Annotated in this window: 13 protein-coding genes; 8 read left to right on the top strand and 5 right to left on the bottom strand. The window is 37.9% G+C overall.

The window, feature by feature from the left end:
- Positions 1 to 113: 113 nt before the first annotated feature.
- The 5 genes from STA7437_RS01050 to yidD all read right to left on the bottom strand — a co-directional run bounded on the left by STA7437_RS01050 (position 114) and on the right by yidD (position 7,773).
- A complete protein-coding gene (locus STA7437_RS01050; protein ID WP_015191512.1) occupies positions 114 to 1,892 on the bottom strand; it encodes a ScyA-related TPP-binding enzyme in 1,779 nt (592 codons plus the stop codon).
- A gap of 135 nt (positions 1,893 to 2,027) precedes the next feature.
- Entirely contained in the window at positions 2,028 to 3,527 is a 1,500-nt protein-coding gene (locus tag STA7437_RS01045) for a class I adenylate-forming enzyme family protein (protein ID WP_015191511.1), read from the bottom strand.
- Positions 3,528 to 3,718: 191 nt separating this feature from the next.
- Positions 3,719 to 5,407, bottom strand: a complete 1,689-nt coding sequence (locus STA7437_RS01040; protein WP_015191510.1) for an HAL/PAL/TAL family ammonia-lyase — start codon at positions 5,405 to 5,407, stop codon at positions 3,719 to 3,721.
- 178 nt (positions 5,408 to 5,585) lie between these two features.
- Complete coding sequence (gene aroF / locus STA7437_RS01035) at positions 5,586 to 6,686, bottom strand: 3-deoxy-7-phosphoheptulonate synthase (RefSeq protein ID WP_015191509.1); 1,101 nt, start codon at positions 6,684 to 6,686, stop codon at positions 5,586 to 5,588.
- 838 nt (positions 6,687 to 7,524) lie between these two features.
- On the bottom strand, positions 7,525 to 7,773 hold the full coding sequence (gene yidD / locus STA7437_RS01030; RefSeq protein WP_041619647.1) for a membrane protein insertion efficiency factor YidD: 249 nt from the start codon (positions 7,771 to 7,773) through the stop codon (positions 7,525 to 7,527).
- Between the two features lie 84 nt (positions 7,774 to 7,857).
- Here yidD and STA7437_RS01025 point away from each other — a divergent pair, with 84 nt between their 5' ends.
- From STA7437_RS01025 to STA7437_RS24575, 8 genes are all read left to right on the top strand, one after another.
- The gene (locus STA7437_RS01025) at positions 7,858 to 8,553 is read left to right on the top strand and encodes a diacylglycerol/polyprenol kinase family protein (RefSeq protein ID WP_015191507.1); all 696 of its coding nucleotides are present in this window, start codon (positions 7,858 to 7,860) and stop codon (positions 8,551 to 8,553) included.
- A gap of 47 nt (positions 8,554 to 8,600) precedes the next feature.
- Positions 8,601 to 8,777, top strand: coding sequence for a DUF3285 domain-containing protein (locus tag STA7437_RS25280; protein WP_015191506.1), 177 nt, complete (start codon positions 8,601 to 8,603; stop codon positions 8,775 to 8,777).
- A gap of 4 nt (positions 8,778 to 8,781) precedes the next feature.
- On the top strand, positions 8,782 to 9,276 hold the full coding sequence (gene ybeY, locus STA7437_RS01020; RefSeq protein WP_015191505.1) for an rRNA maturation RNase YbeY: 495 nt from the start codon (positions 8,782 to 8,784) through the stop codon (positions 9,274 to 9,276).
- Between the two features lie 171 nt (positions 9,277 to 9,447).
- A complete protein-coding gene (locus tag STA7437_RS01015; protein ID WP_015191504.1) occupies positions 9,448 to 9,882 on the top strand; it encodes a diacylglycerol kinase family protein in 435 nt (144 codons plus the stop codon).
- A gap of 13 nt (positions 9,883 to 9,895) precedes the next feature.
- Positions 9,896 to 10,498, top strand: coding sequence for an anthranilate synthase component II (locus STA7437_RS01010; RefSeq protein WP_015191503.1), 603 nt, complete (start codon positions 9,896 to 9,898; stop codon positions 10,496 to 10,498).
- A 229-nt stretch (positions 10,499 to 10,727) separates the two neighbouring features.
- Positions 10,728 to 11,504 carry an MBL fold metallo-hydrolase gene (locus tag STA7437_RS01005; protein ID WP_015191502.1) on the top strand — a complete coding sequence of 259 codons (777 nt, stop codon included), beginning with the start codon at positions 10,728 to 10,730 and terminating at the stop codon, positions 11,502 to 11,504.
- 253 nt (positions 11,505 to 11,757) lie between these two features.
- Positions 11,758 to 12,345 carry a ParA family protein gene (locus STA7437_RS01000; protein ID WP_015191501.1) on the top strand — a complete coding sequence of 196 codons (588 nt, stop codon included), beginning with the start codon at positions 11,758 to 11,760 and terminating at the stop codon, positions 12,343 to 12,345.
- 580 nt (positions 12,346 to 12,925) lie between these two features.
- The gene (locus tag STA7437_RS24575) at positions 12,926 to 14,206 is read left to right on the top strand and encodes a DUF2382 domain-containing protein (protein ID WP_015191500.1); all 1,281 of its coding nucleotides are present in this window, start codon (positions 12,926 to 12,928) and stop codon (positions 14,204 to 14,206) included.
- Positions 14,207 to 14,226 lie beyond the last annotated feature (20 nt).

The following is a 14,226-nucleotide window of genomic DNA, read 5'->3' as shown; positions in this document are numbered from 1 at the left end:
TGAATTAGTTAAAAGTCAGGCTGCAGTAATGATTTATTCGTAGCATTCTTTGTTCTATCTCATATAATTGATAACTAAAAAACTGTTGACTGATAACTGCTCACTGATAACTGTTATTTCGCGCCTTGTTTCATCAAACTCTTGACTCTACCTGCAATTGGTGAGGGAAAAGTTGGATCGATAATGACATCGACTACAAAAGGTATAGTTGCAGCCATAGCTTTGGCTAAAGCGGCTTCTAAGTCGGATTCTTTTTCAACCCGAATACCATCTGCACCCATACCTTGGGCAATTTTGACAAAATCTGCTGGGGGAATATGGGCATCTATCCCTTTCAAACCTTGCAAATTCATACCTTGATCGCACATATTGTAGCGGGCATCATTGAGAACAATCCAAACTGCTGGGGCTTCGTATTTAACGGCAGTATTGATTTCGCTATTCATCAACATTGCCCCATCACCAGCGATCGCAATTGCTTTATCATGCCAGCCTAATGCAGCACCCACAACCCCCGTAGCAGCGTGTCCCATTGCTCCTACACCAGTACTGATCCGATAACGATAGGGTTGGTCAAATTTTAAGTGATGAGTAGCCCAAGCAAAGGAATTACCAGCCTCCGCCATGACAATCGCATCGCTACCTTCTACGATTACCTTTTGGATCGCATCCATCAGGATTTCTGGACGAACGAGGGATGTAGGGGCGAATGGTATTTGCCCATAAGAAGATTGTCGGGTGGTAGGGGCAATTCGCGAATTGCCCTTACAGGATGTAGAAGGAAAATATCGCAGTAAATTTTTAACAAATACCTTAATTTCCGAATGAATGGCAAAAGTATTAGCAGTAGGATAGGCAGTACCAGGTACTTCTGGATCGATATCTACATGAATAAATCCTTGATTAGGTAACATTGCTGGACTCCAAAAAGAAGTCGGTTCACCTAAGCGCGTTCCCAACACTAAAATATAATCGGGACGTTGGGATTCCATGTAATTTAGTACCGTTTCATGACCGCTAAAACCTGTCACTCCCAAATACTGAGGATGAGATTCGGGAAAGATACCTTTAGCACGGGGAGAACACATCACCGCAGCACCAGTTCTTTCTGCTAATTGTTTGATTTCTGTAGCCGCATTTCTTGCTCCAAAACCAACCCAAATAGCAAAAGGTTTCTGAGAAAGTAATCTGATACATTCTGCGATCGCATCTTCTCCCGCAGTAGGAAGGGAACGAGAAAATTTTACTGGTGCTAAAGGTGCGTTCAATAAACTAGTTTGAATTGCTGTAGGAATGCTAACATGGGCTACAAATCCTTCTGGTTGTGCCAGTCCTAAAGCCAGACGGAGAGCTACTTCTGGTAGTTGTTCGCTACTTTCAACGGTGGTTGCATAGTGAAATAAAGGACCAGAGGTAAATAATCCACTACTGGGCATATTATAAGTACTTGTTTCTTGACAAGCAGCCCTTCCCCTACTTACTGCTGAAGTCGAAGCGGAAAGAAAAATTACTTTTGCCCCGTCTCCTCTAGCAGCTAAAAGTCCTGTTAAAGCATTGGTAATTCCGGGTCCTGTAGTCGTAAAAACAACCGTCGGACGATTAGTGGCAAAGTAAGATTCTACCGCAGCAAAAGCAGCACCAGCTTCATGGCGAAAGTGCAACACTTTAATCAGACTGTGTTCTAGGGTTGCCCACATTGGACCAATACCACCGCCAGATACACCAAAGGCAGATTTTACTCCGAATTCTTCTAAGAGTTCGACTAAGGCTTGGGTTACTGTAGGTTGGGTGGGATTAGTATCTTGGGATGATTGAGAAGGGGCAAAAATCGAAGAACCAGAGGAGGTTTCAGTAGAAATTAGTGGTTTAGTAGTTTTTTGTTGGAGTTTCATGATTTGTGGTTTGATATGGTTGAGTTTGATCTTTTTTTCTCTCGCAAAGGCGCAGAGAAGTAAGAGAGGAGGCAAAGGATTTAAAGCGTTATTACCTATTAGTAATTAGTAATTACTTGTTTCCTGATAACTGAATTAAGAAGCCATAACGGTAATTTGTTCTTCACGCAGCATTCGTTTGAGTATTTTGCCTGTGGGGTTTTTGGGAATAGAATTGACGAATTTAAAGCATTTAGGAACTTTGTAGGTGGCAATTCTCTCGGCACAGAAAGCAGCCATTTCGGTTTCGGTAATACCGTATTTAAGAACGATGTTGGCGTTGACGGTTTCACCTTTAAAAGGATCGGGAATTCCATATACTGCTGCTTCGGCAACGGCTGGATGTTGATAGAGAACGTTTTCTACTTCGGCAGGATAGACTTTGAAACCAGAGACATTGATCATGTCTTTGAGGCGATCAACAATGTAGAAGTAACCATCTTGATCCATCGAACCGATATCACCACTGTGAAACCAACCATTTTTCAGAACTTTGGCAGTTTCTAAGGGACGATTCCAATAACCCAACATCACATTAGATCCTTTGATCGCAATTTCTCCTATTTCTCCTGGGGATACTTCTCTTCCTTCGGTATCAACAATTTTCATCTCAACATCGTCGATGGGAGTGCCAATTGAACCAAATTTATAGTTTGAATTGTGGTTGTAACAAGCACAGGGAGAAGTTTCAGTTAAACCGTAGCCTTCATGAATGACAATGCCGTATTGTTCCTGCCATTTTTGGGCAATTTCTACCGGCATCGGTGCAGCAGCAGAGAAGAAATAACGCACATTGGCTAATACTGAAGGATTGAGATTTAGCAGTTTGATAAATACTGTCGGCACACCAAAAAACATGGTGATTTTTTCCTTTAAGATTGCGTCTAAGACTTGTTCTGGTTTAAATCTTCTTTGCAAAACGATCGCTGCACCGACATTTAATCCTGCATTGAGAACTGCATTTTGTCCGAAACAATGAAATAAAGGCAAGTAAAGTAAGATGCGATCGCCCGATGTCATGTTACAACAGCGATTTTGGGCTGCCATATTGGAAATAATATTGCCGTGGGAAAGAGTTGCACCTTTAGGAAAACCTGTTGTTCCAGAGGTATAAACAATCGCAGCAGGATCGTTTTTATTTAAATCTACCGCTTCAGCATTCGGTGAAGCATTAGCAATAATCTGATCTAAACTAATTCCCTTTCCAATTTGCTGTTCGGCTAGCAAAATAGTTTGTAGTTGAGGAATCTCGCGTTTATAAACCTGTTCTCTTAATTCTTCAGTAGTAATCAAAACCTTGGCAGTGCAGTCATTGAGAATAAAACTTACTTCACTGCTTTTCAACATCACATTGAGAGAAACAGCGATCGCACCTAGTTTAAGAATACCCAGATAGGAAATAATAAATTCAGGAATATTGGGTAGAAAAAGAGCAACGCGATCGCTTTTAGTTACTCCTAGTTGTTTTAAACCATTCGCCATGCGGTTGGCTAATTGATTTAGTTCTTGATAAGTGTAAGATTTTCCTTCAAAGATTAAGGCGGTTTTGTCGGGAAAAAGCTTACTCGCACGTTCGATGTGATCAGTAATGTTCATGATAGAAAGTCAAAAGGCAAAAATGAAAAATTGAAAGTTACTAATAGTTGAGAGTTGATTAAATATTTCACGCAGAGACGCAGAGGCGCAGAGAGGAGAAAATAGAGAATTAGGGAGGTGGAGAAGTAGGGAAAGAAGATAATTCTTAATCCCTATTACCTATTACCTATTTATTACCTACTACCTCTTCTTTAAATCGATACAACCTGATTAATTGCTTTCACAATTCGTCCACCAGAGGTAATATCAGCAGCAATTAAGGCAATGTGTTCGTCTAATGCTTGTTCGTTGTCGTTCCAGATATAGGGACGTTCTTCGGAAGGTGCTTTACCAACTACTTCTTTAATAGCTAAATACAACTGAAGAGTAGCAGGAGAGAGACATTGAGAAGCATCGTAATGATTAGCAATTTTCTTAGTGCGTAAGTCAACTGATTGCACGCCAAACATTAGCGCGATCGCGATATATTGTTGGAAAATTTCAATCGAACGACGAGTTAAGTTAGCTGAACCAAATCCTTGAGAGTTAATATTTTGGTTGAATTGTTCGGCATGAGTAGGAAAGCGATCAGTAAGAGAATTGCCGTAAAATGTTAACAGGGGCATGATGGAGTTTCCTGTAATTTGTAACCCTTTGAGTCCCATATTGACAGGGCGATCGCTATTACCAACTAAAGAGGCGGGTAAACCGTTGTTAAACTCTGGCATGGTTAGCAGGGCAATTTGGACATCTAAATGTTTCGCCAATAACCCCAAGTAGTAACGCAAGCGATCCATTGAAGTGCCGATATATTGTCCTAAAAAATTACCACCGTGATAACTAGCATTACCTGCAACATCGATTAAGGGGTTATCAGTGACAGAATTAATTTCGATTTCAATTTGTTTGGCAATTTCGCTAATTCCATCCGCGATCGGTCCTGTATACTGAGGTAGACAACGCAGAGAATAACGATCTTGAATGGGTTGTTCACCTCGATAGTCATGAGAACCATCTAATTCATCCCGAATTAAAGCAGAACCCGCTAGCAATTCCAGCATTTGTTGTGCCGACCAAATTTGACCAGGATGAGGTTTACACTGATGAATGAAAGGATGAAAAGATTGATTAGTTCCATTCAAACCTTGTAAAGCTAAAGCGTGCGCCCCTAAAGATAAGGCAAGCAGATTTTGCGCATCGTAGACACAGTTAGCAGCAATACCAGTCATCACTGCTGTACCGTTCATCATTGCCAAACCTTCTTTGGGCAATAATTCTAAAGGTTCTAGTCCCAAAAGTTTCAAAGCTTCGGGCGCAGTCATTTCTTCCCCGTTAAAGTCAACGGTATAGTAATCATTCAGCCCAACTAATGCCCCAGTAATATAAGCTAAAGGAGTTAAATCCCCACTAGCCCCAATTGAACCAAATTCGCAGACATGGGGAGTAACGCCAGCATTTAAAAAAGTTTCGATGCGTTGAATTAGTTCTAACCGAATACCCGATGCACCGTGAAGGTGAGAATTTGCCCTCAGTAACATTCCTGCACGTACATCAGCTAAAGACAATTTCTGTCCTGCACCAACTTTGTGATAACGCATCAAGTTATTTTGCAATTCTTTAGCTAAGTCAGGAGTAATAACAACATTTGCCATACCACCAAAACCGCTAGTTACTCCATAAATAGGTTCGCCCGATGCCACTGCTTGGGCTACCCATTCACAAGATGAGTTAACTTTTTGCAAAACTTCTTCTTTGGTAGTTAAAAGTGCTTTTGCTCCATAACGGGCAACTTGAGCAACTTTTTTAATTGTTAAAGGCTTATCACCCACAATTACCACTGAATCTGAAGCAGTATGAGGAAATTTGCTGGTAAAAGTTTGAGTTTGAGATGCTATAATCATGGTTAATTCAACAAAAAATGTTTGTAGAGTAGCTAATGAGTTGGTATCTCATTAGCCTTTTTATTTGGATGAACAAAGTGTCAAAAGTCAAAAGGCAGAAGGCAAGAGACAGGAGATTTAAAACCTATTACTTGTTACCTGTTAACTGATAACTGTTGACTGATAACTGCTCACTGAATTAAGCGATCGCTGCGTATTGCTGATAATGAGAAAGGTTGCAAAACATCGATTCTGAAGCAGATTTCCAAGAACGACCAACTGCCATCGCCATTACTTTCATCTCTTCCATTAACAGGTAAAATTGTTCAGGAGTCAGAGATTGAGGGCCGTCAGAAAGAGCTTTAGCAGGGTTGGGATGAACTTCAATCATCAGAGAATCTGTTCCTGCTGCGATCGCAGCTAATGCCATGGAGGCAACGTATTGAGATTTACCAGTAGCATGACTGGGATCGAGCATAATTGGTAAATGAGTTAGTTCTCTTAAGACTGGAATAACAGAAATATCGAAAGTGTTACGAGTATACTGTTTGTCAAAAGTACGAATTCCTCTTTCACAGAGAATAACATTAGGATTACCTGCTGCTAAGATATACTCTGCTGCCATTAACCATTCTTGAATAGTTGCAGACATACCACGTTTGAGTAAAACAGGTTTTCCTTTTGCCCCTACTTTTTTGAGTAAGGAGAAGTTTTGCATATTTCTCGCACCGACTTGGATCACATCAGCAACTTCTGCGATCGCATTTAGTTCAGCAGCATCCATAACTTCAGTAATGATACCCAAACCAGTCTCTTGACGGGCAGTAGCTAACCATTCTAAAGCTAGTTCAGCATGACCTTGAAAATCGTAAGGAGAAGTTCTCGGTTTGTATGCACCACCTCTAAGAAACTGCGCCCCTGCTGCTTTAAGTTGAAAAGCTGTATCTAAAATCATTTGTTCACTTTCTACTGAACAAGGACCAGCTACATTAACTAAAGGAGCATTTTTACCAAAAGCAACCTCACTATTAGGAGTAGATACAACTACCTCACTGTATTCTCCATGACGAAATTCTAAACTTGCTCGTTTAAAAGGCTGTTTAATTTGTAATACATTTTCAACGCAAGGACTAATTGCTTGAATTTGTTCAGGATTTAATTCATTAGTATCGCCAACTAAACCAATAACTACTTTATGTTTGCCCAAACTTGTTTCAGTTTTAAGATTAGGACGAGATAATTCTTGGTTAATGCGATCGATTTCTTGGGGGGAAGTTCCAGGTTTAATTACAATAATCATGGTAATTTTCTCTCTTTAAATAAGTTACAAAATTGCTGTTTTTTCCAAAAAAAATAATTCTTTTGTTATTTATAAAGTTAAATTATTTTTGAGATAACAACAATATCAAAAAATATCAAAAAGTATCGTAATTAAAAATATTTTTAGCAAGAGCATTTTTATAAAAAAATATATTTTAAAAACAAAAAAACTCACGTACAAAAAACGCGAGTCAATATGGTTAATCAATAAAACATTAAATAAATTGATATAAAATACTTACATAATTATTGTAAATAGAGTAATTTTAAATTTTTAGACATTTTAATTTTTAGTTAAATACAATTTAGTTTAATTATTTTTAGTAGTATTTATATAAATTGATGCTTATAAACCTATTATTTTTTTTATTAAAATAAAGATCGACAATTATTTTTTGTGTTTTGCATTAAATAAATTCAATATTTTTTTATTTGTTTTAGGAGTACGTTAGAAAAACTTTTTTTATGCAGTCTCAATCAGTAACAATTGCAAAATTTGTTTATTGACGAATCGAACATAAAATTTTGAACTTCGAGAAGAGTGAATAATCTAGACTTCCCTATCAAACAGTCATTAGTACTTATTTACTGGTGTCTGATTCAAAACCCAAACTCAGATTAAAAATAAATCGAGAACAAACAGAGAAAATAAGGCTAACAGATGAGCTAAAGTTCGCCTCAATAGTTATATTTAGAGTAGAAAAGAAAGTAAAGAGATTAAAAAACGGACTTCGACGGAATACCATTTATCTGCTTGTAAACCAAATCTAGACCAAAAGACTTCAAGAAGATCCGAATCAGCGACAAGGGTATTATTCTCAATCTACAATTTTTTCTTGCTCTTGCTGATCCGAAGCAGGAACAGGATCGTAACCACCAGGATGTAGAGGATGACAACGAGAAATTCTTTTAATTGCTAACCAGCTACCGCGCCACACGCCAAATTTTTCTACCGCTTCTAAAGCATATTGAGAACAAGTAGGTTGAAAGCGACAACTAGGGGGAAATAAAGGCGAAATCAAACTACGATAAATTTTAATTAGCCAAAGTAAAGCAGTTTTAAGCATCAAAGTTACCAAAATCAAATAAATTGAGGCGAGCAATAGTAAAACATCGACAATAAATAATAAACCAGTATTCACAGTTGATAAATGAATTATTTAGGTGAATCAATTTCCTCCCTTTGGTATCCCTTGATTATTATTTTCCTTTATCTAGGAATTTTAGTTACTGTAGCTGAAGGATTAAACCGCTTTATAAATGATGACCCCGAACTTACTAGAAAAGTTGTTCATATCGGTAGCGGTAATGTGATTTTATTAGCTTGGTGGCTCAATCTTTCAACTTGGGTAATTATTACTGCTGCTATAATTGCAGCGATTATTGCTATAATTTCTTATGTAACGCCAATTTTGCCTAGTATTAATAGTGTAGGTAGAAAAAGCTTAGGAACATTATTTTATGCTGTTAGTATTGGCATTTTAGCTGCTGTTTTTTGGCAAGACTATCCTGAATATACTGTGATTGGTATTTTGGTGATGGCTTGGGGTGATGGCATGGCAGCCATTATTGGTCAACGCTACGGGAAACATACTTATCAGCTATTAGGTATTACCAAAAGTTGGGAAGGTTCTCTAACTATGGTTGGATTTAGTTATTTAGTTACTAGTATTATTCTGTTGTTTGTTCAGGGAAATTGTTGGCAGACTTGGTTAATTGCTTTATTGGTAGCTGTGGGGGCTGCTAGTCTTGAAACTCTTTCTAAATGGGGTATTGACAACTTTACTGTTCCTTTAACTAGCGCAATGTTATGCTTTTGGTGCAGTAAGATTTTAACTGTCTCTTAAAAATTATCGCTTGATAATCAAAAATCTAAATTATTAACCTTAATCACATGACTAATTCCTCTTCTACAGAACCAAATCAACCTCCAGAACCGCAAGATAGCTATGTTAAATTAGCTATGCGTAATATGGTACGTAAACGCGGTATTTCTCTCAAACACTTTTTTCTGACTACCTTTGGCTTGATTACCTTGTTAATTGGTCTTTCTTATTTAACTAAGCCATAATTGCATGATTCCTCAAACCGATTTTACTGTAGAAACTTATATCGAAAATGCCTTTGAAGGCGAGGAATTAAACAATCTTGCTCTTCCTTGGGAACAATGGATTCAAACTTGGTTAAAACAACTAGAGTCAACTCTTCCTGCTGATCATAGTTATGAAGTAAGTATTCGTTTTTGTAGCGATCGCGAAATTCAAGCTCTTAATCAACAATATCGACAAAAAGATCAACCTACAGATGTTCTGGCTTTTGCTGCTTTAGAAGTCGATTTACCAAAAACTGAACTTAACGAGCCTTTATATTTAGGTGATCTTGTGATCTCCGTTGATACCGCTCTCAAACAAGCTCGATCGCAAAATCATTCTTTGACTATTGAACTAGCTTGGCTAGCTTCTCATGGTTTACTACACCTGTTGGGTTGGGATCATCCTGATGATCAAAGACTAGAACAGATGCTGAGTCAACAAGCAAAATTACTGAAATCCGTCGGAATCATCTCCTAAAATTGAGCGCATAAGCTGTTTTTTATGAACATATTATCAAAATATACTGAGTTAAAATCACAAACACTACCAGGTTTGGTAAAGATATATTAAACTTCTTAATTAAAAATGACTTAATTGATCATTAGCTAAAAGCTAGCCTTGTTTGTCTCCAATTCAAAATCTCTTTTTATGACCAAAACTATTGTTTCTACTTCTCAATCCAAAGACCTCCGTAATCTCGCGTGGCAGGTAGCTCCCAATCTTTTCTTAAGTTTTAAATATGCGATCGCAGGTGTTCGTTACGCGTTTCTAACCCAAAGAAATTTTCGGATTCATACAATCATCGGGACTCTGGCAATTAGCTTGGGTCTTTTTCTACAAATAACGGCTGTAGAAATGTCTGTAATTACCCTTACTTGTGCCAGCGTAATGGTCTTAGAATTACTAAACACTGCGATCGAATCAGTGGTAGACCTCACCGTTAAGCAAACTTATCACGAACTAGCTAAAATTGCTAAAGATTGTGCTGCTGGTGCTGTATTTATTTCTGCGATCGCAGCCGTACTAGTAGCAAGTTTTATTTTGCTTCCCCCTCTATTGAGATTGATTCTCTCAATTTCCTGAAGGAGAATTACATTTGATTATAGTTATTGATAATTACGATAGTTTTACTTATAACTTAGTGCAATATCTTGGTGAATTAGCTCAAGATTTTCCAGTCGCTGCCGAGATTCAAGTTTATCGCAATGACCAAATTGACATAGAAAAAATTATTGCCTTAAATCCTGATGGAATCGTTATCTCTCCAGGTCCCGGTCGTCCTGAAGATGCAGGTATCTCGCTTCAACTGATCGAAAAATTAGGAGCAAAATTACCAATTTTGGGAGTTTGTTTAGGACATCAAAGTATTGGTCAAGTATTTGGTGGCAAAATTGTCTCAGCCCCGATTTTAATGCATGGCAAAACTTCAGAAATTTATCACCACAACACAGGCGTATTTGCTGGCTTAAAATCACCTTTTACAGCTACCCGTTATCATAGTTTAGTTATTGAAAAGGAAACTATTCCTGAGACTTTAGAGATTACTGCCTGGGTAGAAGATGGCACAATTATGGGTGTTCGTCATCGGAACTATCCTCACATCGAAGGAGTCCAATTTCATCCAGAGAGTATTTTAACTAATTCTGGCAAACAGCTATTAGGTAATTTTTTGAAATCTCTTGAGCGCGTATCCAATTAAATTGCTGTCACAATCTAGCGCGGTCGCCTTCGGCGCAGCGAAGCTGTCCGCAGCGCAATTTGTGATGGCATTAAGTACGTAATGAGTTATATCAATTTGTTTTTGTTTGCTACAAATCGTGGGGAGAAATTTGGCAGTGCCAAATCCGTACATAAACTTATTCGTAGCAGAAATTTAGCAATTTGAGATTAGATAGTTACAGATATTTAGGTTATCAGAGACAATGACTATGAAACGGCGACAGTTAATGCGCTATGGTGGAGCTACTTTACTAACCGGTTTTGGAACAATTTTGGCATCCTCTTGGCAAGGTTCGACCGCTCAAACCAGCAGCGAAGCAGTAACGATCAAATTTTTAGGACATACTTGTTTTTTATTTACTGGTAATGGTTTGAGAGTTTTAGTTAATCCTTTCCGTCCTCTTGGTTGTACCGCAGGTTATTCTGTTCCCAAAGTAGAAGCAGATTTGGTTTTAGTAAGTAGCTTTTTACTCGACGAAGGGGCAGTAGAAAATCTTCCAGGTAATCCCAGGATTTTAACTGAACCAGGAGATTATCAAATTAATGGGCTTAAATTTCAAGGAATCAGTATTCCTCACGACCGCGAAGGTGGTAGACGTTTTGGGAATAATATTGCTTGGCGTTGGACTCAAAGTGGAGTCAATCTTTTGCATTTAGGTGGGGCAGCAGCACCAATCAGTTTAGAAGCCAAAATTTTGATGGGTAGTCCAGATGTGCTGTTTGTGCCTGTCGGTGGTGGAGAAAAAGCTTATAATGCTCAAGAAGCTAAAGAAGCAGTAGGAGTTTTAAAACCCAAAGTGGTTATTCCTACTCAATATCTAACGACTGCTGCCGATCAAGAAAGTTGTGATTTGGTTGCAGTAGACGAATTCTTAGCCTTAACTAAAGAATTGCCAGTAAGTAAATTAAATACTGATAGTATTGCCATTAAACCGACGGATTTACCCCCAGAGGGAACTGTAGTTCGAGTTCTTAATCCTATATAAAAAAAACCTCGGAACTCACCGAGGCACAATTCAGGAGAAATCAATGTTGACGCGAGATACCAAAGCTACCATATAGTCTTGCTATCAGCAAGAAAGCTTAAGGTTGGAATAATAAGTAAAGATATTTGTTCTTATACTTTATGAACTTATGTAAATAAATGTAACAGATATTTTACATAATTGCAACATTGTTTAGTCAACTCGAACCTTCTTACAGGTAAACTACTACTACCAAATATTGGGTCAGCAGCCGATGATTATTGCGATTACAGCTTTAAAGGGAGGGGTAGGTAAAACTACAACAGCGATTCACTTAGCTGCTTATTTTCAAACCTTAGCACCCACCCTACTAATAGATGCGGACAAAAATAGGTCTGCTTTAGTTTGGTCAAAGGAGGATAAATTACCTTTTTATGTAGCTTCTCAAGCTGGTTCTACAGGATTAATTACTAAATATACTCATATAGTAATCGATACTCAAGCTAGACCAGAACCAGAGGAGTTAGAAGACTTAGCGCAGGGATGCGATTTACTAATTTTGCCAACTACTCCCAATCACCTCGATTTAGATACCACGCTCAAAGCAGTAGAGTTACTCGAACCATTAAAGATCAATTACAAGGTTCTGTTAACTCAAGTAGATTCTCGTACGATCAATGGCAGAGAAGCTAGAAAATTTCTAGAAGAAAGTAAACTACCTTTGTTTAAAGCAGACATACCACGTTTAGTTGCTTTTGAAAGATCTCCTAGTCGTGGTGTGATTGTCAAAGATTTTCCCGATCCGCGATCGCATTTGGGATGGTCTAAATATCGTGCAGTTGGTAAAGAAATTTTGTCTTAATCAAGATTAATAAATAAATTCTCCCACTTCTAAGCTTCTTGATTGGTTTTAGTGGGAGTTTTTTCTAAGTATAGTTTTTACATTTCAAGTGCTTTTTGCGGAAAAAGTTACTTAAATTTATTGAACTTAGATGATTCCGATGTTTTATATGCAATAAGTTCCAATCAATATCTTAAAAACAAATAGAAGGAATTAACAATAGTTGTTTGATTCCTTCTTAATATTATTTAAAATATAATTGGTTATTTATAAAAGTATTAATCGTTAAATGTACGATTTTTACTTGCCTTACTTATACTTATATCAATGTATAAAAACTAAGATTTATTGACATCTATCCTTATGATGATTTATTTAAAATAGCTGATTACATTTAAGTATAAGAAAAAGCTAGTTTTATATGGATTTAAAACAACTCATTGAACTTTTTAATTAATACTTCCAAAGACAGATAACTTTTGCGAGCAAATTAATAACAATAGGGAAAGAAATTAAGGGCTTCTTGCTAAAGTAAGTGGCATCGCCTCACACCAGCACAAAAGCTCGCAATTATATTTCTTTTTATGTTAGGAGAGTATTAATGAGAAATTCCTATTCAGATCATGGTGTGTACAAACGTATTGTTGGTTTGTTTTATAGTCGAGATGAAGCTGAAGCAGCAGTTCGCGATTTGAGAGATAGCGGTTTTAATATGGACAGAGTTTCTGTCATCGCTAAAGATACCAATCCGATCGCTGGAACAGAAACAACCAGAGATGTAGGTAATAAAGCAGATGAAGGTGCTGCTGCTGGTGCATTAACTGGTGGTACTTTAGGTGGAATCACTGGTTTATTAGTAGGTTTAGGATTATTAGCTATCCCTGGAATCGGACCAATTCTTCTAGCAGGTGCAGAAGCTACTGCGATCGCAACTACTTTAGCAGGTGCTGGTATTGGTGCTGCTGCTGGTGGATTAGTAGGAGCTTTGATTGGTTTAGGTATTCCTGAAGAAAGAGCCAAAATGTATAGCGATCGCGTTGCTGGTGGTAGCTTTTTAGTAATGGTTAATGCTCCAGAAGGCGAGATTGGACACGCTGAAGCAATTATGCGTCGTCACGGAGTTGAAGAATTAGAAATGTATAATTCAACAGCACCTACACCACAAGCAACTAATACCAATGTTGCTCGTCCTGTCAGTGGCATTGAAACCGGAGTAAATCAATCTGTAGTTGCTAGTACTCCTAATACTGTTAGTGGAATTGAACCTAGAGTAGGTGAGTCTGTAGTTACTAGTACTCCTAATACTGTTAGTGGAATTGAACCTAGAGTAGGTGAGTCTGTAGTTACTAGTACCCCTAATCCTATCACTGGAATTGAACCTAGAGTAGGTGAGTCTGTAGTCGCTAATACACCTAATCCTGTAGTTAACAGAGAAACCAGGGTAAGCGAGCCTACTGTAACTAATACTACTGGAGTAACGCGACCAGACAATTTAGAAAACGTCAAATTGTACGAAGAACGTTTGGTAGTTAACAAAGAGCGTGAGAAAACTGGTGAAATTTCCGTTGGCAAAACAGTTGAATCTGAAGTAGCTAATGTTTCTGTTCCCGTTGAAAAAGAAAGAGTAATCATCGAACGCAATAGTAATCCTAGTAGTGTTCAACCAGTCAATCCCAATCAGGTTAATTTCTCAGAAGGAGAAGTAGCACGGGTAGACGTTTACGAAGAAACAGCAGACATTCAAAAACAAGCCTTTGTTCGTGAAGAAGTAAGTATTCGTAAAGAAGTTGAACAGGATACTGTCAATACTACAAAAACTATTCGCCGTGAAGAGTTAGAAGTTGATGTTGATGGTCGACCCATTATTGATAAAGACCTGTAAAAACTTTAACCAAAAACTAT

It is taken from the genome of Stanieria cyanosphaera PCC 7437, assembly GCF_000317575.1.
Taxonomy (GTDB): Bacteria; Cyanobacteriota; Cyanobacteriia; order Cyanobacteriales; family Xenococcaceae; genus Stanieria; species Stanieria cyanosphaera.
The sequence above is the reverse complement of the archived record's forward strand: the minus strand, read 5'-3'. Positions and strand labels throughout refer to the sequence as shown.

Coding starts and splice junctions, on each gene's coding strand:
- ybeY (WP_015191505.1), top strand. CDS start 8,782: ATGATTCCTCAAACCGATTTTACTGTAGAAACTTATATCGAAAATGCC.
- STA7437_RS01025 (WP_015191507.1), top strand. CDS start 7,858: ATGAATTATTTAGGTGAATCAATTTCCTCCCTTTGGTATCCCTTGATT.
- aroF (WP_015191509.1), bottom strand. CDS start 6,686: ATGATTATTGTAATTAAACCTGGAACTTCCCCCCAAGAAATCGATCGC.
- yidD (WP_041619647.1), bottom strand. CDS start 7,773: ATGCTTAAAACTGCTTTACTTTGGCTAATTAAAATTTATCGTAGTTTG.
- STA7437_RS01015 (WP_015191504.1), top strand. CDS start 9,448: ATGACCAAAACTATTGTTTCTACTTCTCAATCCAAAGACCTCCGTAAT.
- STA7437_RS01050 (WP_015191512.1), bottom strand. CDS start 1,892: ATGAAACTCCAACAAAAAACTACTAAACCACTAATTTCTACTGAAACC.
- STA7437_RS01040 (WP_015191510.1), bottom strand. CDS start 5,407: ATGATTATAGCATCTCAAACTCAAACTTTTACCAGCAAATTTCCTCAT.
- STA7437_RS25280 (WP_015191506.1), top strand. CDS start 8,601: ATGACTAATTCCTCTTCTACAGAACCAAATCAACCTCCAGAACCGCAA.
- STA7437_RS01005 (WP_015191502.1), top strand. CDS start 10,728: ATGAAACGGCGACAGTTAATGCGCTATGGTGGAGCTACTTTACTAACC.
- STA7437_RS01045 (WP_015191511.1), bottom strand. CDS start 3,527: ATGAACATTACTGATCACATCGAACGTGCGAGTAAGCTTTTTCCCGAC.
- STA7437_RS24575 (WP_015191500.1), top strand. CDS start 12,926: ATGAGAAATTCCTATTCAGATCATGGTGTGTACAAACGTATTGTTGGT.
- STA7437_RS01000 (WP_015191501.1), top strand. CDS start 11,758: ATGATTATTGCGATTACAGCTTTAAAGGGAGGGGTAGGTAAAACTACA.